General features: G+C 72.2%; 21 protein-coding genes and 3 pseudogenes. 10 read left to right on the top strand and 14 right to left on the bottom strand.

All coding sequences use genetic code 11. The features are described 5' to 3' along the window. The first annotated feature begins 49 nt into the window (after positions 1-49). Positions 50-346 (top strand): hypothetical protein, encoded by a 297-nt coding sequence (locus D7223_RS09550; protein WP_120727285.1) that lies wholly within the window; start codon positions 50-52, stop codon positions 344-346. 52 nt (positions 347-398) lie between these two features. Here D7223_RS09550 and D7223_RS09545 read toward each other — a convergent pair whose 3' ends face one another. Then, positions 399-1181, bottom strand: a complete 783-nt coding sequence (locus D7223_RS09545) for a class I SAM-dependent methyltransferase (RefSeq protein WP_120728131.1) — start codon at positions 1179-1181, stop codon at positions 399-401. A gap of 55 nt (positions 1182-1236) precedes the next feature. Here D7223_RS09545 and D7223_RS09540 point away from each other — a divergent pair, with 55 nt between their 5' ends. Beyond that, positions 1237-1617, top strand: a complete 381-nt coding sequence (locus tag D7223_RS09540) for a PPOX class F420-dependent oxidoreductase (RefSeq protein ID WP_120727282.1) — start codon at positions 1237-1239, stop codon at positions 1615-1617. Between the two features lie 232 nt (positions 1618-1849). On the opposite strand, the gene D7223_RS09530 is transcribed toward D7223_RS09540, so the two are convergent. Both D7223_RS09530 and D7223_RS09525 read right to left on the bottom strand, forming a co-directional pair. Further along, a complete protein-coding gene (locus D7223_RS09530) occupies positions 1850-2059 on the bottom strand; it encodes a BldC family transcriptional regulator (RefSeq protein ID WP_007073996.1) in 210 nt (69 codons plus the stop codon). 251 nt (positions 2060-2310) lie between these two features. Further along, entirely contained in the window at positions 2311-3150 is an 840-nt protein-coding gene (locus D7223_RS09525) for a DUF8083 family protein (RefSeq protein WP_120727279.1), read from the bottom strand. A 225-nt stretch (positions 3151-3375) separates the two neighbouring features. Here D7223_RS09525 and D7223_RS09520 point away from each other — a divergent pair, with 225 nt between their 5' ends. Further along, the gene (locus D7223_RS09520; protein ID WP_120727277.1) at positions 3376-4458 is read left to right on the top strand and encodes a Leu/Phe/Val dehydrogenase; all 1083 of its coding nucleotides are present in this window, start codon (positions 3376-3378) and stop codon (positions 4456-4458) included. Between the two features lie 289 nt (positions 4459-4747). Continuing rightward, positions 4748-4963, top strand: a complete 216-nt coding sequence (locus D7223_RS09515; RefSeq protein ID WP_120727275.1) for a DUF3073 domain-containing protein — start codon at positions 4748-4750, stop codon at positions 4961-4963. A 141-nt stretch (positions 4964-5104) separates the two neighbouring features. On the opposite strand, the gene amcA is transcribed toward D7223_RS09515, so the two are convergent. The 5 genes from amcA to D7223_RS09490 form a co-directional block, all read right to left on the bottom strand. After that, positions 5105-5350 (bottom strand): multiple cyclophane-containing RiPP AmcA, encoded by a 246-nt coding sequence (gene amcA, locus D7223_RS09510; RefSeq protein ID WP_120727273.1) that lies wholly within the window; start codon positions 5348-5350, stop codon positions 5105-5107. Further along, the gene (amcB, locus tag D7223_RS09505) at positions 5319-6422 is read right to left on the bottom strand and encodes a cyclophane-forming radical SAM peptide maturase AmcB (protein WP_337589444.1); all 1104 of its coding nucleotides are present in this window, start codon (positions 6420-6422) and stop codon (positions 5319-5321) included. The genes amcA and amcB overlap by 32 nt, the downstream gene beginning before the upstream one ends. Before the next feature lie 165 nt (positions 6423-6587). Then, positions 6588-7739: a phosphoribosylformylglycinamidine cyclo-ligase gene (gene purM / locus D7223_RS09500; RefSeq protein ID WP_120727269.1), complete on the bottom strand. Its 1152-nt coding sequence runs from the start codon at positions 7737-7739 to the stop codon at positions 6588-6590. A gap of 57 nt (positions 7740-7796) precedes the next feature. Further along, entirely contained in the window at positions 7797-9392 is a 1596-nt protein-coding gene (purF, locus tag D7223_RS09495; RefSeq protein ID WP_120727267.1) for an amidophosphoribosyltransferase, read from the bottom strand. Positions 9393-9526: 134 nt separating this feature from the next. Next, on the bottom strand, positions 9527-9913 hold the full coding sequence (locus tag D7223_RS09490; protein ID WP_120727265.1) for a sterol carrier family protein: 387 nt from the start codon (positions 9911-9913) through the stop codon (positions 9527-9529). 102 nt (positions 9914-10015) lie between these two features. Here D7223_RS09490 and D7223_RS09485 point away from each other — a divergent pair. Then, a pseudogene (locus tag D7223_RS09485) lies at positions 10016-12141 on the top strand (carboxypeptidase regulatory-like domain-containing protein). 216 nt (positions 12142-12357) lie between these two features. On the opposite strand, the gene D7223_RS09480 reads toward D7223_RS09485, so the two are convergent. The 4 genes and pseudogenes from D7223_RS09480 to purS all read right to left on the bottom strand — a co-directional run bounded on the left by D7223_RS09480 (position 12358) and on the right by purS (position 17083). Next, on the bottom strand, positions 12358-13113 hold the full coding sequence (locus D7223_RS09480; protein ID WP_120728129.1) for a 2-phosphosulfolactate phosphatase: 756 nt from the start codon (positions 13111-13113) through the stop codon (positions 12358-12360). Positions 13114-13495: 382 nt separating this feature from the next. Further along, positions 13496-16069, bottom strand: a pseudogene (gene purL / locus D7223_RS09475) (phosphoribosylformylglycinamidine synthase subunit PurL); the annotation flags it as partial. 70 nt (positions 16070-16139) lie between these two features. Continuing rightward, positions 16140-16823, bottom strand: a complete 684-nt coding sequence (gene purQ / locus D7223_RS09470) for a phosphoribosylformylglycinamidine synthase subunit PurQ (protein WP_120727263.1) — start codon at positions 16821-16823, stop codon at positions 16140-16142. Beyond that, on the bottom strand, positions 16820-17083 hold the full coding sequence (purS, locus tag D7223_RS09465; protein WP_120727261.1) for a phosphoribosylformylglycinamidine synthase subunit PurS: 264 nt from the start codon (positions 17081-17083) through the stop codon (positions 16820-16822). Before purS ends, purQ begins: the two co-directional genes overlap by 4 nt. A gap of 393 nt (positions 17084-17476) precedes the next feature. Between purS and D7223_RS09460 the strand changes: the two genes are divergently transcribed. Together D7223_RS09460 and D7223_RS09455 are read left to right on the top strand one after the other, a co-directional pair. Then, the gene (locus D7223_RS09460) at positions 17477-18157 is read left to right on the top strand and encodes a S1 family peptidase (protein WP_120727260.1); all 681 of its coding nucleotides are present in this window, start codon (positions 17477-17479) and stop codon (positions 18155-18157) included. Positions 18158-18181: 24 nt separating this feature from the next. Beyond that, positions 18182-18745, top strand: a pseudogene (locus D7223_RS09455) (YbjQ family protein). Positions 18746-18888: 143 nt separating this feature from the next. Here D7223_RS09455 and purB read toward each other — a convergent pair. Next, on the bottom strand, positions 18889-20313 hold the full coding sequence (purB, locus tag D7223_RS09450; RefSeq protein ID WP_120727259.1) for an adenylosuccinate lyase: 1425 nt from the start codon (positions 20311-20313) through the stop codon (positions 18889-18891). Positions 20314-20392: 79 nt separating this feature from the next. Between purB and D7223_RS09445 the strand changes: the two genes are divergently transcribed. From D7223_RS09445 to D7223_RS09435, 3 genes are all read left to right on the top strand, one after another. Next, a complete protein-coding gene (locus D7223_RS09445) occupies positions 20393-20647 on the top strand; it encodes a hypothetical protein (RefSeq protein WP_147252625.1) in 255 nt (84 codons plus the stop codon). Then, a complete protein-coding gene (locus tag D7223_RS09440; RefSeq protein WP_158610851.1) occupies positions 20644-20988 on the top strand; it encodes a type II toxin-antitoxin system PemK/MazF family toxin in 345 nt (114 codons plus the stop codon). Before D7223_RS09445 ends, D7223_RS09440 begins: the two co-directional genes overlap by 4 nt. Before the next feature lie 132 nt (positions 20989-21120). Next, complete coding sequence (locus D7223_RS09435) at positions 21121-21336, top strand: fascin domain-containing protein (protein WP_147252626.1); 216 nt, start codon at positions 21121-21123, stop codon at positions 21334-21336. 65 nt (positions 21337-21401) lie between these two features. On the opposite strand, the gene D7223_RS09430 is transcribed toward D7223_RS09435, so the two are convergent. Then, the gene (locus D7223_RS09430; RefSeq protein ID WP_120727254.1) at positions 21402-22694 is read right to left on the bottom strand and encodes an acetyl-CoA C-acetyltransferase; all 1293 of its coding nucleotides are present in this window, start codon (positions 22692-22694) and stop codon (positions 21402-21404) included. Positions 22695-22708: the final 14 nt, after the last annotated feature.

Here is a 22708-nt window from a genome sequence, read left to right as displayed (position 1 = left end):
CCGGATCGGGTACAGACGCCGGGCAACCGAGGGAAGGAAACGAGCCGACATGAGCCAGGCACCGGAGACTGCGGAAGGCACGGCCGCGGCGGAGACCGTGGAGACCCGTGGGGACGAGCGCGTGGAGCTGCTGCGCGCCGACACCAACAACGACGGTCGGACCGACGTCTGGGTGGTCGACACGGACGGCGACGGTAAGGCCGACCTCTTCCAGTTCGACACCGACGGTGACGGCAAGGTGGACATCACCATGGTCGACATCGACGAGGACGGCACCCCCGACGAGGTGGTCGACGGCGACGGCGGTCTCCCCCCGCAGCAACTCCCCCCCACCGTCCAGGTCTGAGATGTAAGGAAGGGCCCCTTCTTAACGCCTCGTGCATAGGAAGGGGCCCTTCTTAACGCGCGCGCAGGCGCAGCGTGGCGAGGTAGTAGGGGGCGTCCCGGTCGTCGACGTCGGCCAGCCACCACGGGCTGCCGTGCACCAGATCGCCCAGTTCCTCCGGCGAGCAGACCAGGTAGTCGAACCACTCGGTGCCCAGTTCCCGGTAGCGCAGCCGGAGGCGGAGCTGCCCGCCCAGCCGGCCCCGACGGCGGTTCAGCTCGTGGTACCCGGTGTGCACCGGGTCGCGGGTGCCGTAAGGGTTGCTGCCGTGCGCGATGACCTGCGCACCCGGCCGGGCCAACGCGGCGAGCGCGGCCAGGAACCCGGGCGCCCGCTCCCGCCCCTCGATCAGCCCGAGATTGTTGCCCAGCAGCAGGAACGTGTCGTACCGGCGGCCGTCGGCGACATGCTCGTCGACGGTGCCGGAGACCAGGTCGCGTACGCCTCGACGCCGGCAGACCGCCAGCGCGCCGGGCGAGGTGTCCAGCCCGGTCACCGGAACCCCCCATTCCTGGAGCAGCAGCGCGATCCGCCCCGCGCCGACGCCCACGTCCAGCGTGGCCCCCCGTACGCGGTCCACGGCGCGGTGGTCGTGCGGTTGCCATTCGGCCGGCCCGTCCAGGTAGTGCGCGGCCGGCGCCCCGTTGATCAAACCGTCGTCCCGCTCGATGATCTCGATGACGGGACGGGCAAGCCGCCCGCCGGCCAGCGGCCGGGGGCCGATCCCGGTGGACACGGCGAGCGCGTCCCGCAGCAGTTCACCGAAGACGTCACCGATGCGGGGCTCCCCTGTCACGGCGTTCACGCTATCGCCACGCCGATCTGCCCCGGGCGGCCGTATCCTTGGCCGTGTGACCATGCTGGACCGCCTGTCGGCGGAGAAGTACATCCTGCTGACGACCTTCCGCAAGGACGGTCGCGCGGTGCCGACCCCGGTGTGGGCGGTCCGCGACGGCGAGGCGTTGGCGGTCTGGACGGTGTCCGACTCCGGCAAGGTGAAGCGCATCCGGCGCAGCGGGGATGTCACCGTCGCGCCGTGCGACGTCCGGGGCCGCACGCACGGTCCGGCCGTACCGGCCCACGCCACCCTGTTGGACGTCGAGGGCACCCGGCGGGTCCGGGACCTGCTCAAGCGGAAATACCGCCTGCTGGGGCGGCTCAGTCTGCTCGGCAGCCGGCTGCGCCGGGGGGAGAGCGGCACGGTGGGCATCCGGATCACGGTGCCGGAGTAGCCGTTCGGAGCCTCGGCACGCGACGAAGGACGGCAGCCTCGGCACGACGAAGGACGGCAGCCTCGGCACGACGAAGGACGGCAGCCTCGGCACGACGAAGGACGGCAGCCTCGGCACGACGAAGGACGGCAGCCTCGGCACGACGAAGGACGGCAGCCTCGGCACGACGAAGGGCGGCGGACCATTCGGTCCACCGCCCTTCGTACGACTCGTCTGTTGGCTCCCGGCCTGGTCAGTCCCCCTGGCGCTGCTGCGGGATCTGCCCCTGCAGCAGCGCCCTGACCTCCGACTCCCGGTACCGACGGTGCCCGCCCAGGGTCCGGATGGCGCTGAGTTTGCCAGCCTTCGCCCACCGGGTCACCGTCTTCGGGTCGACACGGAACATCGACGCCACCTCGGCCGGCGTGAGTAGCGGCTCTGGTTCGTGCGTTCGCGATGCCATCGGTCACTCCTCCACATGTATAGACATCGGCCGGGGTCCCGCCGGCCGACGCGTCTCCCATGGTCCGGCTAGTCCCCGATGTCCGACATGGGCCGAACGGCCGAACGTCCCTAGACGGACGGATGAACCATGCCCGAATTATGCGACTTTTACACGGCAGAAACTACCTTATTCGGACTCATGATCACGGTTCGTGATGCGTCAACTACGAGACAGCCTCGCCTTGGGAGCGCTCCACCGGGCGATTTGCGCTAGTTGCACCGCTCTAGGAGCTGCACGGCCCGCCACCGGGCCACCAGCTTGTCGTACGCCGCCGAGGCCTCCTCGGCCTCGCCCCGGGACAGGCTGGCGAGGCCCGTCGCGACCAGCTCGGGCGAGTCGTCCGCGGCCAGCGTCTCGTCCGAGAGCAGGTCCACCAGACCGCCGTAGTCCAGCTCCACCACCGAGCGCGGGTGGAACTCCTCCAGCCACCGCGCGGCCTCCTCGACGGCCTCGGTGATCGGCGCCTCGCCCACCGACTTGCGCAGCACCGACAGCGCCCGGGACGACCGGCGGCGGGCCTTGGAGATCTCTGTGCGGTAGCGCAGCGCCCGCCGGTCGGGAAGGGTGACGTGGTGCCGTTCCTCGGCGTCGAAGAGCACGAACCACCGCAGCGGTACGCCCCACGTGGCGACCTGCTCGTGCACCCGGGGCACCCCGTGCTCCAGCACCCGCGCGCCGCTGCGCCAGTCCTCCACCACGGCCCTGGCCTGGCCGGCGAGCACCGGCGGCACGAAGGCGTCGGCCAGCACCGGTGGGACGCCGTCCCGGGCGTTCAGCGCCGCCTCGGCCACCCGGATGCGCAGGTTCCACGGGCAGACCAGCAGGGAGTCGTCGGTCTCCAGCACGTACGCCTCGTCCGGCAGGTCGGGCAGCCGGGTCCAGCCGGCGCCGAGCGCGGCGATCACCGAGGTCCGCTGCCGACCGGGCCCCTCACCCGGGGCCACCGCCCGCCCCTGTTCCACGTAGCGCCGCCAGTACGACTGGCGGTCCCGGTCGAAGGCGGTCAGCGGCTCGTACACCCGCAGGTACGAAGCGAAGAGCGACGGCACGGCGCGATCCTCCCACGAATCTCCGGCGGCGCGCCCTCGGCGCCGCACACGGGCGTGCCACGACGCCGACGTGAGCGGTCGGCGCTCCCGCCCCCCGGTACGGTCGTGCCCGGCGCGGGACGGCCGGACGACATCGGCCGATACTAGGCTCAGCGGCACCGGCAGCATCCCGCCGGCGTCCACCGGTCCACGTCCCACAAGGACGCACACCAGCAGGAGCGAATCATGGGCGTATTCGCCACCACCGACGACCAGGGGTCGAGCGGTCACGAGCAGGTCGTGTTCTGCCAGGACAAGCAGAGCGGCCTGAAGGCGATCATCGGCATCTACTCCACCGCGCTCGGTCCCGCGCTCGGCGGCACCCGGTTCTACCCGTACCCGAGCGAGGAGGCCGCCCTCGCCGACGTGCTCGACCTGTCCCGCGGCATGGCCTACAAGAACGCCCTCGCCGGCCTGGACCTGGGCGGCGGCAAGGCGGTCATCTGGGGTGACCCCGAGCAGGTCAAGGGTGAGGCGCTGCTGCGCGCGTACGGTCGCTTCGTGGAGTCGCTCGGCGGGCGCTACTACACGGCGTGCGACGTCGGCACCTATGTCGCGGACATGGACGTGGTGGCCCGGGAGACGCGGTACGTCACCGGACGCAGCGTGGAGCACGGCGGCGCCGGCGACTCCTCGATCCTCACCGCGTGGGGCGTCTACCAGGGCATGCGCGCCGCTGCCGAGCACGTCTGGGGTGCGCCGACGCTGGCCGGGAAGCGGGTCGGCGTGGCCGGACTGGGCAAGGTCGGCAAGTACCTGGTCGGGCACCTGATCTCCGACGGCGCCGAGGTCGTCGCCACCGACGTGAACCCGAAGGCCCTTCAGTGGGCCCGCGCGACCCACCCGCAGGTCGAGCTGGTCGACGACGCCGCCGCGCTGGTCGCCGCCGACATCGACGTGTACGCCCCCTGCGCGCTGGGCGGGGCGCTGAACGACGACACGGTGCCGGCGCTGCTCGCGAAGGTGGTCGCCGGTGCGGCGAACAACCAGCTCGCCCACCCGGGCATCGAGAAGCTCCTCGCCGACCGGGGCATCCTGTACGCGCCGGACTACGTCGTCAACGCCGGTGGCGTGATCCAGGTCGCCGACGAGATCGAGGGCTTCAACTTCGAGCGGGCGAAGCTGCGGGCGACCCGCATCTTCGACACCACCCGGGAGATCCTTCGGCTGGCCGACGCCGACGGCGTCCCGCCGGCGGTGGCCGCGGACCGGCTGGCGGAGCGCCGGATGGCCGAGGTCGGCCGGCTCCGCACGATCCACCTGCGGTGAACCGGCCGGGGGCGGCGCCACCGGTTCCGTCCCCCGCCGTACCGCACCGGCGTGCGCCGTTAAGCTGGACTTGGCGGCGTTTTGTCCGGTGTCACGGGCGCTCACGCCGTCGCTCCTTACCGGGTACACTGTGTGACGGCTGGCTCACCACGACGCGCGGAGCCGGCCGACGGTAACCCGAGGTGCCGAACCGTGGCATCCCCATGTACCGTAAGAGCCACGAGAGATGCCTGACGTCATCGGGGCCCGCCTTCGGGCTGCCCCGCATTCTGTGCGAGGGGGTCGAGCCATGGGGCGCGGCCGTGCTAAGGCCAAGCAGACGAAGGTGGCCCGGGAGTTGAAGTACCACTCCCCGAACACCGACCTCACCGCCTTGCAGCGCGAACTGGCGGGTGCTGGTAAGTCTGAGCACAACTTCGACGACGACTACAAAGAGTATGTCGACGACGATGATGAGGATCACGCGGACGACGACCCGGATCCCTGGGTAAGTCCCACCCGCTGACCATCCCGTCGCAGCTGAGCACGCGGTAGCACCCGCGTGCTCACGCATGTGCCCACCGGAAGCGGCGTAACACCCGACGGTCGAGGACCTGCCACCGGCGACGACGTCGCCGACGGCAGGTCCTGACCCGGCTCGCGTGACTCAGCGCGGCCGGTTGTTCCAGTTGTAGAACGTCGGGATGTTCTCGAAGTGGTTCCACGCGCACACCGCGCTCGCGCCGTCGCCGCCCGCCACCTCCGCCCGTAGTCTTCGTGCGGCCTCGGCCTCGTGGAGCAGCGCGGTCAGGCCCGGTGCGGCGTTCCGCACCCGCTCGGCCACCTCGGCGGTCCCGTCCGGTGCGGCACCCGCCCCGCGCTCAGGCTGCCGGTGACTCGTGGTCTCGGGCATGCTCCAACACTCCCTCCAGTAGGCGGATCTTGCTGTTGCGGCAGTGCTCGGTCTCCGTACCGTCGAAACGCCCCAGCTCGAAGTAACGGTTGGCGGCGTGACCGCCACCGCAGAAACCGAAGTAGGGGCACGTCGACCGGCACGCCTCCACACCGGCGAGGAACTCGCCGACCCACGGCGTCCCCGCCGCCCCCCGGAGGATCTCCGCGAGCGGGGCGGCCAGCACGTTGCCGCTGCTGAAGTCGCCGTACCGGGCGTCGGTGAAACCGGCCAGCTCGGGCGAGAGCACGGTCACCGAGCCGTCGTACCCGACCGTCGGGATCGGGTCCAACCGGCGGGGCAGCAGGCCGTCGGCGGTGCCGTCGAGCACCGCCGCGGCGTACCGCAGGGACCACTCGACCTCCCGCAGGTGGATCGAGGGCGCCCGGCGCCACGCCGCCACCAGCTCCGCCCAGAAGGCCGTCACCTCGGCGGCGTCCCACACGTTGTCCCGGGTGTTGACGCCCTCGGTCTCCTCGATGTTGATGCCCAGCACGTCGCAGCCGAGGTCGAGGAAGTACTCGTACAGCTCGGTGGCCAGGCCCGGCTCCGGCCGGGAGACCACCGCGAGCGCCGAGAAGGGCAGCCCGTGCCGGCGCAGCGTGGCCACCCCGCGCACGATCCGGTCGTACGCCGGCCGGCCGGCCCGGCTCACCCGGTCGCCGTTGCGCTCCCGGGGCCCGTCCACGCTGACGCTGACCCGCATCCCGTGCTCGACGAAGAACGCGCACCACGCGTCGTCGATCAACGTGGCGTTGGTCTGCACGTGGTGCTCCACGTCGGGCGCGAAGGGCGCGAGCAGCGCGCCGAGGTGCTCCCGGCCGGCCGCGAGCGGCTCCCCACCGTGCCAGACCACCGAGAAACGGTCCGCCGCCGCCCACGGGTTGACCGACGCCGCCACCGCCTCGGCCACCGCCACCGGCATCCGCCGGTCCGCCGAACGGAACGGCAGATAGCAGTACGCGCAGTCCAGGTTGCAGAGGGTGGTGGGCTGCATCACGACGTACGACGGAACGGCGGCCAGGCCGCGCATCCCGCTGGTCGAGCGTCCCCGGGCAGCCATCGCCCTCCTACCGTGCCTGAAGGTCCACCGGCACGCGGAGGCGGACGGTGGTGTTGAGGGTGCCCTTCAGGCTAGGCGGCGATGGCCACTCGGGTGAACCCCTGATCAGGTGGCCGGACGATCACCGGAGTGTGATCATCCGAGGGTGTGCTGGCCGATCATCTGCACGTTGCCGGTGCCCTCGATGATCTCGCCGGCCTGCCAGGCGTCGACGCCCCGGCCGGTCAACGTGGCCAGCGCGCGGTCGGCGTCCTCCGCCGAGACGATGGCGAACATGCCGACGCCCATGTTGAAGGTCGACTCCATCTCCGGGTCCTCGATCCGCCCCTTGGACTGGATCAGGTCGAAGATCGGCTGCGGCTTCCAGGTGGAGCGGTTGACCACCGCGTCGACGTGCTCCGGCAGCACCCGGACCAGGTTGCCCGGGATCCCGCCGCCGGTCACGTGGGCCAGTGCCCGCACCTCGGCCTCGGCGATCAGCTTCAGGCAGTCCTGCGCGTAGATCTTCGTCGGGGTGAGCAGTTCCTCGCCGAGGGTCCGCTGCCGGCCGAAGTCGTCGATCACCACGTCCAACCGCATCCGACCGGCGCCGAGCAGCACGTGCCGGACCAGCGAGTAGCCGTTGGAGTGCAGGCCGGAGGAACGCATCGCGATGACCACGTCGCCCACCTCGACCCGCTCCGGGCTGAGGATGTCGCTCTCCTCCACCACGCCGACGCCGGTCGCGGAGATGTCGTACTCGTCCGGGCGCAGCACACCGGGGTGCTCGGCGGTCTCGCCGCCCAGCAGCGCGCAGCCCGCGTAGCGGCAGCCGTCGGCGATGCCCGCGCCGATCTCGGCGACCTTGTCCGGCACGACCTCGCCGGTGGCGATGTAGTCCAGCAGGAACAGCGGTTCCGCGCCGCAGGCGACCAGGTCGTCGACGACCATCGCGACCAGGTCGATGCCGACCGTGTCGTGGATGTCCATCTGCTGCGCGATCACCAGCTTGGTGCCCACACCGTCGGTGGAGGAGGCCAGGATCGGGTTCTTGTACTTCTTCGTGTCCAGCCGGAAAAGGCCGGCGAAGCCGCCCAGGTCGCCCATCACCTCGGGCCGCCGGGTCTGCTTCACCTTCGACTTGAGCAGCTCGACCGCGCGGTCCCCCGCCTCGATGGACACGCCGGCATCCGCGTACGAGACCGCGCGTTTGCGGGCCGGACGGCCGGAACCGGCCGTCCAGGGACGGTCGCCGCCGGCGCCGGTCGGGCTGCTTCCTGCGCCGCTGCGCTCGGACACGTGCGTCACGGTTCTCCCCTTTGTGGTTCTGGCGCCGGACGGCGGTGGCCGACGGCGCCCGCGGTGCTACGGGCGGTGGGTGGTGGCCGACGTGGTCAGGTCGGAGCGCGGCGTCAGGCGCGCCGAGCCGAAGCTGTCGTCGCCGCCCGGAGTGGCGACGAGCGGAGGGGCGTGCTGCTCGGCGGGCTCCGACGGAGCGCCGGTGACCCGCCGCCCCACGCCCTCGAGCACGTGCTTGCCGATCAGGTTCCCCGACGGCAGCTCGATCGGGTAGTCGCCGTCGAAGCAGGCCCGGCACAGCCGTGTCTTCGGCTGCTCGGTGGCGGCGATCAGACCGGGCAACGAGACGTAGCCGAGGGTGTCGGCACCGATCGAACGCCGGATGCCCTCGTTGTCCAACCCGTTGGCCAGCAGCTCCGCCCGGGTGGCGAAGTCGATGCCGTAGAAGCACGGCCAGCTCACCGGCGGTGAGGAGATGCGGACGTGCACCTCCAGCGCCCCCGCCTCCCGCAGCAGCCGCACGATCGCCCGCTGCGTGGTGCCGCGCACGATCGAGTCGTCGACGACGACCAGCCGCTTGCCCCGGACGTTCTGCCGCAGCGGGTTGAGCTTGAGCCGGACGCCGAGCTGACGCAGGGTCTGCGACGGCTGGATGAAGGTGCGACCCACGTACGGGTTCTTCATCAGGCCCTGGCCGTAGGTGATGCCGGACTCCTCGGCGTATCCGATCGCCGCCGGGGTGCCGGACTCCGGCACCGGGATCACCAGGTCCGCCTCGACCGGGTGTTCCTTGGCCAGCTGCCGGCCGATCTGCACCCGCGCGGCGTGCACGTTACGGCCGGCGATGGTGGCGTCCGGGCGGGCGATGTAGACGTACTCGAAGAGGCAGCCCTTCGGCTCCGGCGCGGCGAACCGGGAGGAGCGCAGGCCCTCCTCGTCGATCGCGATCAGCTCTCCGGGCTCGACCTCACGGACCACGCTCGCGCCGACGATGTCCAGTGCGGCGGTCTCGCTGGCGACCACCCAGCCGCGCTCCAGCCGACCCAGCACCAGCGGGCGTACGCCGTGCGGGTCGCGGGCCGCGTAGAGCGTCGACTCGTCCATGAAGACGAAACTGAACGCACCGCGCAGCCGCGGCAGCACCTCCAGTGCCGCCGCCTCGACCGACAGGTCCGGCCGGCTCGCCAGCAGCATCGTGACCAGCGACGTGTCGTTGGTGGAGCCGTCGGCCACCAGGCCTCGCTCGGCGACCTCCTTCTGCAGGTCGGCCGTGTTGACCAGGTTGCCGTTGTGGGCCAGCGCGATCGTCGTGCCGGAGGTCGTGGAGCGGATCGTCGGCTGCGCGTTCTCCCAGGTGGAGCCGCCGGTGGTGGAGTAGCGCGCGTGCCCGATCGCGAGGTGGCCACGCAGGCTGGCCAGGGTGGGCTCGTCGAACACCTGGGCGACCAGGCCGAGATCCTTGTAGACCACCACGCCGGAGCCGTCGCTGACCGCGATGCCGGCCGCCTCCTGACCCCGGTGCTGCAACGCGTACAGCCCGAAATAGGTCAGATTGGCGACCTCTTCGCCCGGCGCCCAGACGCCGAAGACGCCACAGGCGTCCTGGGGTCCGGGTCGTTGGGGATCAAGGTCGTGGCTCAGCCGGCCATCGCCTCGGGGCACGTGCCGCTCCCTCATTCGGGTCTGGACCGGCCAGGCGGAGTCACGGGGGCGGATCCGCACGGCAGCCGGGACCACTGTCGTCGCCTGACAGTGTACGCGAACCGCCGTCAACACAGATAGTCACGTACCGGCTGCTATCCGTCGCTGATCGATGGACGTCCACCCAGCTCCAGGGGCAGGAACGGCGAGAGATCCGCCCGATTTCCACTCACCCGTACGCGACCGTCCGTGACCGTCTCCACCCAGTCGAGCCGCCCGGTGGCCAGCCTCAGCCACGTTGCCGGATCCGTCTCGACCACGTTCGGCGGGGTGCCACGGGTGTGTCGGGGACCCGGAACGCACTGAACTGCACCGTAAGGTGGGACACGCACCTCCACCGATCGGCCGGGGGCGCGCTCCGCGAGGGCGGTCAACAAGGCACGGACCGCATCACGGAAGACCGGCCGTTCGGGCGTACGCCCCTCGTCGAGCGCCGACAACGCCGCCGCGACCGCGGCGGACTTAACGTGCGGAGAGGACACGACGGGACGATACGGCCTTCACGCAACGCCTCGCACGCTGGCCCTGGGTCGCGCCGATCCGGTCAGACAAGGCATAGTTGCCGACGGCGTATTCGTACCGTGATGATCCCCGGCCCGGCGCCGCCGGCCGCCAGGGGGACCCAGTCCGGAAGGCGGTGGACGTGTCAACACACCGACGTGCCTGGAAGCAGCGGGCGGGTGTGGTCGTGGCGCTGGTCGTCGGCACCCTGCTCACCGTTCCCGCCACCGCGGCGATGGCCGCGGACGTCTCGGTCAGCCCCGGCTCGGTCACCGTCAACGCCGGCAGCGACGCCGCGGTAACCGTACAGGTCACCCCCGGTGACGGCGACGAGAAGGCCCAGGTCAGCCTCGCCGGCCTGCCCGGTGGCGTGAGTTGCGCGGGCGGCTGCGGGGAGATCACCTTCAACGGGCAGTCCCCGAAGTCCGTCCTGCTCCGGATCCGGGCGAACGACAACGCCGGTGACGCCAACACGACGGTCACGGTCGCGGTCGAGGCCGCCGAACCGGGCACCGCCACCTTCCAGCTGACGGTCAAGGCCAAGGCCGCCGCGCCGCCGCCGCCTCCGCCGGAGCAGAAGCCGACCGTCCGCTCGGTCTCCGGAAAGGTCGTCAACAAGTCCGGCGAGGCGGTTTCCAACGCCTACGTCGCGCTGCAGGACTCCACCGGCAAGAAGTACGACACGATCAGCGACGACAGCGGAAACTTCCGCTTCACCGGCACCAGTTCCGCCCCGATCGCACCGGGCCGGCTGGACCTCGGCGCGAGCGTCGACGGCACCACGGCGGCCACCAGCTTCACCGCCTCCGCCGGCCAGTCCATCAGCGGACGCCGCATCTCGCTGGACCTCAAGACCGAGGCCACCCCGAGCGCCACGCCATCGCCGAGCGCGGAGGTCCTCCCCACCGACGAGGCGACCGACGAGGCGACCGAGGAGGAGACCGAGGCCGCCCCGGCCGCTCCGGCCGCCACCAGCAACGAGGATTCCGGCGGCATGGGATCGCTGCTGATCATCCTGCTCGGTGGCCTGCTCGTGGCGGCCGGCGTGGGCACCATCGTGCTGCTCTGGATGCGCCGCCGGGAGACCGGCGACGACGACGCCCCAGCGGGGACGACCGGCGCGGCAGCGGCCGGCGCGATCCCGGCCGCCCGGGGCGCCTACCGGGGCGCGGACGACCACACCCGGGTGGTCAGTGGCGGCGCGGCCGACCCGACGATGCTGGGTGGCGCCGCGATCAGCGACGCGCCGACCATGATGCACCGACCCGTGGTCGACGACGTGCCACCGGACCCGTACGCCGCGCCTCCCCAGCCGTACGGCGCGGCCGGTAACTGGTCCGGCGGCGGCTACGACGACGAGCCCGCCGGCTACGGCACGCCCGGTGGGTACGGCAACGCTCCCTCCTCGGGTGGCGGATACGGCGCACCTGCCCCGGCCGGTGGCTACGGCGCCGCTCCCGCCTCCGGCGGCGGCTACGGGAACGCGCCCTCCTCCGGCAGCGGCTACGGCGCGGCCCCGGCCTCCGGTGGCGGTTACGGCAGCAACGACTACGGCGCGTCGGCCGGCACCGCGGCCTACCCGCCGGCCCCCGGCGGCGGCGCGGGCTACGGCGAGCGGTACGACGAGCCGACCGGCCGCTACACCGGCGACGCCACGCACTACCCGGCGCCGGCCGACCCGTACGCCACCGGCGTCTACCAGCCCGACCAGGGCTACGGCGATCCCGACCCGGCACCGTACGGTCGAGGCACCGGCGAGGCCACCGGCGGCTACGACGATCAGCGTGGCTACGACGACCGGGGCGGCTACGGCACCACCGGCGGGTACGGCGGCGGCTACGGCCAGGAACCCCCTGCCCCGACCGGCGGCTACGGCCAGGAGCCCTCGGCCCCGACCGGCGGCTACGGTCAGGAACCACCCGCCCAGCGCGGCGGCTACGACGACCGGACCAGCTACGACCAGGGCGGTTACGGCACCACCGGCGGGTACGGCGGCGGCTACGGCCAGGAACCCCCGGCCCCGACCGGCGGCTACGGTCAGGAACCACCCGCCCAGCGCGGCGGCTACGACGACCGGACCAGCTACGACCAGGGCGGCTACGGCACCACCGGCGGGTACGGCGACCCGACGCAGGCCGGCCGGGGTCGGCCGGACGCTCCCCCGCCCGCGGACCGGAGCGGTCGCCGGTTGGACTGGCTCGACGACTGACCCGACCCGGGTGACGAAGTCCGGGGCCGTCCGATTTCGGGCGGCCCCGGACCCTTTTCCGAATCCGCCGCCCGAACGCCGGACCGACCGGTCCAGCCGCTGGGCGCGCCGACCCCGCACGATCCACTTGATATCCCTGGCATCGGGGTGACCTCGGTCGCCGGACACCCCGATGTCGCTGCCATCGTGGTGGATCAACGCGGGCCGGCGGACCGGTCAGGCGGCAGCGAAGACACCGTTGCGCAGGAGCGGCACCACGTTCGACACGCCGGCCCGGACGGCGACCTCGACGTCCTCGGCGAAGCCGCCCTCGATGAGTTCGCGACCGGAGACGCTGCCCCGGACGGCCGCCGGTACGTCCGGGATGCTGGCCAACGCGGCGAGCGCGGTCGCCGCCTCGACAGAGAGGCCACCGGGCACGCCGGACAGGGCGTCCAGCACGCTGGCCGCTCCGAGCTGGTCCTCCACGCTGGGCCGCAGTGAGCCGTCCGGCCAGCGCTCGCCGGCGGCGATGACGCCCACCGGGGCGTCCCGCGAGCCGTACCCCTGGCGGCGCAGCCAACGCCCGACGGCGCCGGCGTTGCGCAGGCAGGCCGCGACCACCGGCAGGCCGGTGGCGCTGGCGGCGGCGCTGATGGCTGAGCCGTTCGGCGACGGCAGTACCAGGTCGGTGACGTGGGGCGCGGTGCTCAGTGCCGCCGGGGAGAGCGACCACGGCCGTTCCGGGCTGGTCTCCCGCCGGCCGACGGCGGCCACCGCGCCGACCCGCCGGGCGTACGCGGCGGCCTGCTCACCCCACGGGAAGGGGTGTACGCGGATGCCCCGCGCGACCGCCACCTCCACGGCGGTGGTGAACGAGAGGACGTCCACCACCACCAGGACGGCACAGACCCGACCGAGTTCGGCCGCCCCGGTCAGCCCCCAGTCGAACCGGGCGCCGGAACCGGGCTGGGTGTGAACGGCCGCGGCCAGGGCCTCAGCGCTCGGCGTCACCGGAGTCCGGGGCGGCTGCCCCGGCGGCGTCGGCCGGGCCGGACGCCGGACCGGCGGACGGCCGCCCGGACTCGGGGCCCGCCGCCGGCGGCCGCGGACCGGTCGGCCCGACCGAGGCGGGGTCGGCCGGGTCCTGCTGGAGAGCGCTCTGCTCCTGCTGGACAGCGCTCTGCTCCTGCCGGGCGGTGCCCGCGCCTCGCCCGGGACCGCTCCGGTCCGGCCGGGCCTCGCTCGGGTCCTGTCCAGGAGCGCCCAGGTCTCGCCCGGAAGTGCTCGGGTCCTGTCCGGAAGTGCTCGGGTCCTGTCCGGGAGCGGCCGGGCCGGACGTTTGGCCGATGCCGGTCACCGCACCGGTCACCGGCGACGGCCCGGCGGACGCGATCGGCTCCGACACCACCTCCGCCGGGTCCACCGGCTGGGCACCGGCGGGCTCGGCGACCGGCACCGACTCGACGGCGCCGGCGACCCCGGCCGCCGGGGCGGCCACGTCGAGGACCTCGGCACTGCCGAAGAGGCGCGACAGCGTGGCACCGTGCGCGGCGCGCAGCTCGTCCAGGCCGATCCGGAACTGGCCGTGCACCTCCAGCGCACCGCCGGTCGGGTCGGTGACGCCGATCAGCTCGACCGGCACGCCGCGCTCGGCGCAGAGACCGCTGAACGCCTTCTCGCGGCCGCGCGGCACCGCCACCAGGACCCGGCCCGCCGACTCGCTGAACAGGTAGACGAACGGCATCGAACCGCCGGCGAAGCGGTCCGGCACCGCGATCCGGGCGCCGACACCGCGGCGCAGGCACGACTCCACCAGGCTCTGCGCCAGACCGCCGTCGGAGAGGTCGTGCGCGGAGCTGAGCAGCCCGGCCCGCGCGGCCTCCGCCATCAGGTCACCCAGCGCCTGCTCCCGACGCAGGTCGACCTGCGGGGGTACGCCGCCGAGGTGCTCGTGGGTCACCCACGCCCACTCGGAGCCGGACAGCTCCACGTGGGTCTCGCCGAGCAGGTAGAGCTGGTCGTACTCGCCGCCGGGCCGTGGGACGAAGCCCATCGGCACCCGGTCGGCGACGTTGTCCAGCACACCGAGCACACCCACCACCGGCGTCGGGTGGATGGCCGCCGCGCCGGTCTGGTTGTAGAAGCTGACGTTGCCGCCGGTCACCGGGATGCCCAGCTCGGCGCAGCCGTCGGCCAGGCCACGGACCGCCTCGGCGAACTGCCACATCACGGCCGGGTCCTCCGGCGAGCCGAAGTTGAGGCAGTCGGTGACCGCGATCGGCTTCGCACCGGTCACCGCCACGTTCCGGTACGCCTCGGCCAGCGCCAGCTTGGCGCCGTGATAGGGGTCGAGGCGGGCGTACCGGCCGTTGCCGTCGAGCGACAACGCCACGCCGAGCCCGGTCCGCTCGTCGATCCGGATCACACCGGAGTCCTCCGGCTGGGCCAGCACGGTGTTGCCCAGGACGTAGCGGTCGTACTGCTCGGTGATCCAGGTCTTGTCCGCCAGGTTCGGCGACGCGATCATCCGCAGCACGGTCTCCCGGAGCGCGTCCGGGTCACTGGGCCGGGGCAGGGTCTCCGCGCGGTCCGCCTGGAGCAGGATCAGGTCGGCGGGCTCGCGCATCGGGCGGGCGTACACCGGGCCGTCGTCGACCAGGGAGCCCGGCGGGACGTCGACGACGAGCTGGTCCCGCCAGGTGATCAGCAGGCGGCCCGGCCGGCCGTCCGCCGACGGCGGGGTGACCTCGCCGATCGCGGTGGCCCAGACACCCCACTTCTCCGCGGTCTTGAGCACCGCGTCGAGCTTGTCCGGCTCGACGACCAGCAGCATCCGCTCCTGGGACTCGCTGGCCAGGATCTCGTGCGGCTCCATCGACGGCTCGCGCAGCGGCACCCGCTCCAGCCACACCCGCATGCCGGTGCCCGCCGCGGCCGCGGTTTCGGTGAGCGCGCAGGTCAGCCCGGCGCCGCCGAGGTCCTGGATGCCGGCGATCAGCTGGGCGTCGTAGAGCTCCAGGCACGCCTCGATCAGCAGCTTCTCCATGAACGGGTCGCCGACCTGCACCGACGGGCGACGCTGCTCGCTGCCCTCGTCGAAGGTGGCGCTGGCCAGCACCGACACTCCGCCGATGCCGTCCCGGCCGGTCCGGGCGCCCATCAGGACCACCACGTTGCCGGGGCCGACGGCGGCCTTGTTCTGCAGCCGGTGCACCGGCAGGACCCCGATGCTGAGCGCGTTGACCAGGGGGTTGCCCTGGTAGCACGGGTCGAAGACGACCTCGCCGCCGACGTTGGGCAGGCCCAGGCAGTTGCCGTAGCCGCCGACGCCGGCGACCACGCCGGGCAGCACCCGGGCGGTGTCCGGATGGTCGGCGGCGCCGAAGCGCAGCGAGTCCATCACCGCGACCGGGCGGGCACCCATCGCGAGGATGTCCCGCACGATGCCGCCGACACCGGTCGCCGCGCCCTGGTAGGGCTCGACGAAGCTCGGATGGTTGTGCGACTCGACCTTGAAGGTCACCGCCAGTTCGTCGGAGATCTGCACGACGCCGGCGTTCTCGCCGATGCCGGCCAGCATCCGGTCGCTGCGCGGGGCCTTCTCACTGAACTGGCGCAGGTGCACCTTGCTCGACTTGTAGGAGCAGTGCTCGCTCCACATGATCGAATACATCGCCAGCTCGGCCTGGGTGGGCCGGCGGCCGAGCACCTGCCGGATCCGGTCGTACTCGTCGTCGCGGAGACCCAGCTCCGCGTACGGCTGCAACTCGCCAGGAGTGCCACCGGCGCGCGGCACCGTGTCCACGCCGTCGGCCCAGTCGGCGGGCTCGGGGCGCCGGGCCGGCGCGGCCGGCGGCACGGCGGCGGCCGGCCGCGGTGCGGCGGGCTGCGCCGGGGCGGCCGGGAAGGCTTCCGCGGTGTCCCGTACCGGGTCCTGGGTGGTCATGACCTCTCCTCGCTGCGCTCACGCCCGCGTCGGGGGCGGGTGAGCCGACCGATGATGCCACCGAGCACGGTCACGCCGGTGCCCCCACCAGGTGCTTCAGCACCGAGGTGAAGAAGCCGAGGCCGTCCAGCGAGGGGCCGGTGAGGGCCTCCACCGCGTGCTCGGGGTGCGGCATGATGCCGACCACGTTGCCGGCGGCGTTGGTGATCGCGGCGATGTCCCGCTGCGATCCGTTCGGATTGCCCCCGAGGTAGCGGGCGACGACCCGGCCCTCGCCCTCGAGCGCGTCCAGGGTGGCGGTGTCGGCGACGTAGCAGCCCTCGCCGTTCTTGACCGGGATCAGGATCTCCTGACCCGGCTGGAAGGCGTTCGTCCACGCGGTGCCGACCGACTCCACCCGCAGGACCTGGTCGCGGTTGCGGAAGTGCAGGTGCTGGTTGCGGGTGAGCGCGCCGGGCAGCAGGTGCGCCTCGCAGAGAATCTGGAAGCCGTTGCAGATGCCGAGCACCGGCAGGCCACCCCGGGCGGCGTCCACGATCGTCTCCATCACCGGGGCGAACCGGGCGATCGCGCCGCAGCGCAGGTAGTCGCCGTAGGAGAAGCCACCGGGGAGGACCACCGCGTCCACGCCGTGCAGCTCCGGGTCACCGTGCCAGAGGCGTACCGGCTCGGCGCCGGCGATCCGGACGGCACGGGCCGCGTCACCGTCGTCGAGCGAGCCGGGGAAGGTGACGACACCGACCCGGGCGGTCACGAGCGGGCGCCCGCGGTCTCGTCGGTCTCGACCAGCCGGACGGTGAAGTCCTCGATGACCGGGTTGGCGAGCAGCTTGTCGGCGATCTCCCGGGCCCGGTCAAGGTCGGGTTCGCCGGTGAAATCGATCTCGATCCGCCTGCCGATCCGGACCGAGGCGACGTCGCTGACGCCGAGCCGGGGCAGTGCGTTTGCGACGGCCTGGCCCTGAGGATCGAGGATCTCGGGCTTGAGCATGACGTCGACGACAACGCGAGGCACTGGGCACTCCTGACTGTGTACGCAGTTGGGTGCCGACCCACAACGGGCGAGCGCAGCCAGCCTACCTGGCAGATACCGCCACGGACGCACCGGCCGGAGGCGGTTCGGACAGTGATCGAATCCGCCCGTGCGGGGCGATGGATACCGATGCCTGTTCGTTGCGATCCCGATGCGGATCCGTTGCCGACCCTCCCCGTTCGTCCGGTTTGCCGGCCAGCCGCCGCGCGCCGATAGGAGTCGACAGGTATGGATGAACTACTTGTGAACGACGTCTCAGGAGCCCTACCGTACATCGTCGGACATCGATGATGTTCCCGGCCGGCGGCCGACCCGCCCACCGGCCGGCGGTCGACCCGGTGAACCCGGTCCCTGCCTCCGAAGGAGCCCCCTGACATGCGCATCCGATCCCTGATCGCGGTCGCGGCCACCGCGCTCGCCGGCGTGCTCGGCGCCAGCTCCGCCGCCGTCGCCGAGCCGGTCACCCCCTACATCATCGGTGGCAGCACCGTCTCGTCCGCCCCCTGGGCCGCCGCGGTGCTCAGCAACGGCTCGTTCACCTGCTCCGGCACGGTGATCGCACCGCAGTGGGTGCTGACCGCCCGGCACTGCCTCGGCGGCTCCATGTCGGTCCGGGTCGGCAGCGTCTACCGTTCCTCCGGCGGCGTCACCCGCACGGTGAGCGCGACCTACAGCCGGTACGACCTGGCCCTCATGCGGCTCTCCAGCTCGGTCAGCACCAGCGCCGTCACGCTGGCCAGCAGCAACCCGCCGGTCGGCTCCACCAACTCGATCTACGGCTGGGGCATGACCTGCTACAGCGGCTGCTCGGCATCGTCCCAGCTCAAGACCGCCAGCGTCCGGGTGACCAGCAACAGCGTCACGGACGCGTACGGCGGGCAGGCGATCCGGAGCACCCGGGTCAACGGCAACGCCTGGCGGGGCGACTCCGGTGGCCCGCAGTTCTACAACGGCCGGCAGGTCGGCGTCGCCTCGACCGCCGACGGCTACAACATCCAGAACTACGGCAGTGTCGCGTACAACCGGGCCTGGATCACCTCGGTGGCCGGTGTCTGACGGTTAGCGCCCCGCGCGGCGCGGATGGCCGGGGAAGTGCCGGCCGTCCGCGCCGCGTCGTTTTTCAGCATCCGATCAGGTGAACAGGGCACGCGATAGGCACCCGTCCGCCCTGACAGCATCGGAAACGTGCTGGTCGTGACGACGGATCTACTGCCCGGCTACGAGATCCGCCAGATCCTCGGCGAGGTCGTCTCCTCGATGGCCCGAACCCGCAACCCGTACCGCGAGGGGGTGAAGAACCTGCGCGGCGGGGCGTACGACCCGTCGGCGCCGGACAACCTCACCCGCTGGCGTACCGACTCGGTGGCCCGGCTCGGCGAGGAGGCCCGCCGGCTCGGCGCGAACGCGGTGATCGGGATGCGCTTCGACAGCCGCGACTGCGGTGAGATGTGGATGGAGATCTGCGCCTACGGTACGGCGGTGATCGTGGTGGCCAAGGTCCCCGACGTCATGCCGCACGACCAGCCCCTGGTGGCCGCGGAGACCGCCAACGACCCCGCGTTCACCGAGGCCCCCGGCGGCATCGCCGAGCCCGCCAGCGCCCCCAACCTGGGCACCGCCGCCGAAACCCCCACCCGCGACTAACCCACCCACCCTGCTCCCTACCCCTATCCCCCGTTGATCATGGGGTTAGCGGGTGTTTTGAAGATCCATCCACCCGCCAACCTCATGATCAACGGGGACGGGGGTGGGTGGGGGGTGGGGGGTTGGGGTGGGTGGGTGGGGGGTTAGAGGATGGGGGGTGGGGAGTAGGCGGCGGCTTCGGGGTGGGCCTCGACGATCCGGGTGACGCGGGTGGTGATCCGGTCGACCTGGGTGGTGGCGGCGCCGACGAAGGCACCGCGGTCGGCGACCAGCGTGTCGATCTCGCCCCGGGTGAGGCCGAGGCGGCCGTCGGCGGCGAGGCGGTCGAAGAGGTCGTTCTCCGCCGCGCCCTTCTCCCGCATGGCCAGCGCCACGGCGACCGCGTGCTCCTTGATCACCTCGTGGGCCACCTCGCGACCGACGCCCCGGCGTACCGCCGCCACCAGGATCTTGGTCGTGGCCAGGAACGGCAGGAAGCGTTCCAGCTCCCGGCTGATCACCGCCGGGTACGGTCCGAACTCGTCGAGCACGGTGAGGAAGGTCTGGAAGAGCCCGTCGGCGGCGAAGAACGCGTCCGGCAGGGCCACCCGGCGGACCACCGAGCAGGAGACGTCCCCCTCGTTCCACTGGTCGCCGGCCAGCTCGCCGACCATCGACAGGTAGCCCCGGATGATCACCGCGAAGCCGTTCACCCGCTCCGACGAGCGGGTGTTCATCTTGTGCGGCATCGCGCTGGACCCGACCTGACCGGGCTTGAAGCCCTCGGTGGCCAACTCCTGACCGACCATCAGCCGGATCGTGGTGGCCAGCGACGACGGCGCGGCGGCGACCTGGGCCAGCGCGGAGAGCACGTCGAAGTCGAGTGAGCGCGGGTAGACCTGCCCGACGCTGTCCAGCACCCGGGCGAAGCCGAGGTGCCCGGCGACCCGCGCCTCCAACTCGGCCACCTTGCCGGCGTCGCCGTCGAAGAGGTCGAGCTGGTCGGCGGCGGTGCCGACCGGACCCTTGATGCCGCGCAGCGGGTAACGCCCGATCAGGTCCTCCAGCCGCTCGTACGCGATCAGCAGTTCCTCGGCGGCCGACGCGAAGCGCTTGCCCAGCGTGGTGGCCTGGGCCGCCACGTTGTGCGAGCGGCCGGTCATGACCAGGCCGGAGTATTCGTGGGCGTGCCAGGCGAGCCGGGCCAGGGTGGCCACCACCCGGTCGCGGATCAGCTCCAGCGACGCCCGGACCTGGAGTTGCTCGACGTTCTCGGTGAGGTCCCGCGAGGTCATCCCCTTGTGGATGTGCTCGTGGCCGGCGAGCGCGCTGAACTCCTCGATCCGGGCCTTCACGTCGTGCCGGGTCACCCGCTCCCGTTCGGCGATCGACGCCAGGTCGACCTGGTCGACCACCCGCTCGTACGCCTCCACGACCCCGTCCGGGACGGCGACCCCGAGGTCGCGCTGGGCCCGGAGCACGGCGAGCCAGAGCCGCCGTTCCATCCGGACCTTCTCCTCCGGCGACCAGAGGGCCACCAGTTCGGGGGAGGCGTAGCGGTTGGCGAGCACGTTGGGGATCGTCGTCACGTACCTCAGTCTTTCATGCCTCCGGCCCGCTCTCATCGGGCGGCGGCGGGGCTGTTTACATCGCCGTATACTTCCCGGTATGACGACGATGATGCGGGTCAGCCCGGAGACCCGCGAGCAGGTGCTCCGGGTCGCCGCGGAGGACTTCGGCGGGGTGAGCGCGGACGAGGCGGTCCGCCGACTGCTGGAGGAGCACTGGCGCGCCAAGGCGGTCGCGGCGATGGACCACTACCGCGCGGTCGACCCGGACGGGTGGAACGCCTACCTGGACGAGGCGGAGGGATGGCACGGCGCCGACGCACCGGTCGGTGACCCGTGGGACCCGAAGGCGTGAGCCGGATCCGCCCCTGGGAGGTGTGGTGGCTCGACTTCGACCCGGTCGCCGGCCGGGAGCAGGCCGGGCAGCGCCCGGCCCTCGTCGTGTCGTCCCGCTTCCACCTCGCCCTGACCGCCGGCGCGCTGGTCAGCGTTCTCCCGCTGACCACCCGGGAACGACCCGGCTGGCTGCACCGGGTGCCGATCGAGATCCCCGGCAGCCGCACCGGGTGGGTGATCACCGAGCAGGTGCGGACGGTCTCGGCCAGCCGGCTGACCGGGCGCGGGCCGGTCCACCGGCTCCGGCCCGAGCAGGTGGCGGAGGTACGCCGGGTGCTCCGCGAGATGATCGACATCTGAGTCCGGGGGTCTGACCGGCTATGCCGTTTGCTCACCGCGAACAGCCAGTTTGTCAGCAAAGCAGAGCAGTTCCGCTTCTCGTCCAACCCCGACGGAACGATCAGCCTCAAGGCTGAGGCCAACGGTCGGTACGTGGCAGCCGACGCCGACTCCTTCGCCACCCTGAGGGCGAGCCGGACCACGATCGGCCCTGCGGAGAAGTTCCACCGGGTCTCCGTCGCCGACGCCGGACGCTCGTTCAAGGCCAAGGTGAACAACCGGTACGTGGTGGCCGAGAGCGGCGGTCGGGCGTCTCTCATCGCCAACCGCACGGTGGTCGGCCTCTGGGAGAGTTTCATCCTCGGCTGAGCCAGAAACGCAGCGACAGGTGCCCGCCACGGACCGACCGTGGCGGGCGTCCGCGCGTACCGGGGTCAGCGCTCCAGGATCGCCGTGACGCCCTGCCCGCCGGCGGCGCAGATGGAGATCAGGCCGCGCCCGCTGCCCTTCTCGGCGAGCAGTTTCGCCAGGGTGGTCACGATCCGGCCGCCGGTCGCCGCGAACGGGTGGCCGGCGGCGAGCGAGGAGCCGTTGACGTTGAGCTTCGCCCGGTCGATCGAGCCCAGTGGGGCGTCCAGACCGAGCCGGTCCTTGCAGAACTCCGGCGACTCCCAGGCGGCGAGGGTGGCCAGCACCTGCGAGGCGAACGCCTCGTGGATCTCGTAGTAGTCGAAGTCCTGCAACGTCAGCCCGGCGCGGGCGAGCATCCGGGGCACCGCGTACGCGGGGGCCATCAGCAGCCCCTCGTCGCCGTGCACGAAGTCCACCGCCGCGGTCTCCGACCAGCTGAACCAGGCCAGCACCGGGAGGTTGTGCTCCCGCGCCCACTGCTCGCTGGCCAACAGCACGGTGGAGGCGCCGTCGGTCAGCGGCGAGGAATTGCCGGCGGTCATGGTGGCCCGCTCCGCGTCCGGGCCCTTCGCGCCGAACACCGGCTTCAGCGAGCCGAGCTTCTCCAGGCTGGTGTCCGCGCGGAGGTTCTGGTCGCGGGTCAGCCCGAGGTACGGGGTCATCAGGTCGTCGAAGAAGCCCCGGTCGTACGCCGCGGCGAGCCGCTGGTGCGACCGCAGCGCCAGCTCGTCCTGAGACTGCCGGTCGACGTCCCAGCGCAGTGCGGTGCGGGCGGCGTGCTCACCCATCGACAGTCCGGTGCGCGGCTCCGCGTTGCGCGGGACCTCCGGCGTGAACGGCTGGTGCGGGCGGAGCTTCGCGGCGATCTTCAGCCGCTCACCGAGGGTCCGGGCGCTGTTGAGCCGCAGCAGGGTGCGGCGCAGGTCCTCGTTGACCGCGAGCGGCGCGTCGGAGGTGGTGTCGACACCTCCGGCGATGCCCACGTCGAGCTGCCCGAGGGCGATCTTGTTGGCGACCAGGATGGCGGCCTCCAGGCCGGTGCCGCAGGCCTGCTGGATGTCGTACGCGGGGGTGTGCGGGTCCAGCTTCGAGCCGAGCACCACCTCACGGGTGAGGTTGAAGTCCTTCGCGTGCTTGAGCACCGCGCCGGCGACCACCTCGCCGACCCGCTGGCCGGCCAGGCCGAACCGGGCGACCAGCCCGTCCAGTGCCGCGCCGAGCAGGTCGGCGTTGGAGGCGTCGGCATAGCGCGAGTTGGACCGGGCGAAGGGGATCCGGTTGCCCCCGATGACCGCGACCCGTCGGATGTTCTGCACGATCCGCCTCCAAG

Source organism: Micromonospora endolithica, assembly GCF_003626595.1.
Classification (GTDB): Bacteria; Actinomycetota; Actinomycetes; order Mycobacteriales; family Micromonosporaceae; genus Micromonospora; species Micromonospora endolithica.
This window is presented reverse-complemented; position numbering and strand designations above follow the sequence as displayed.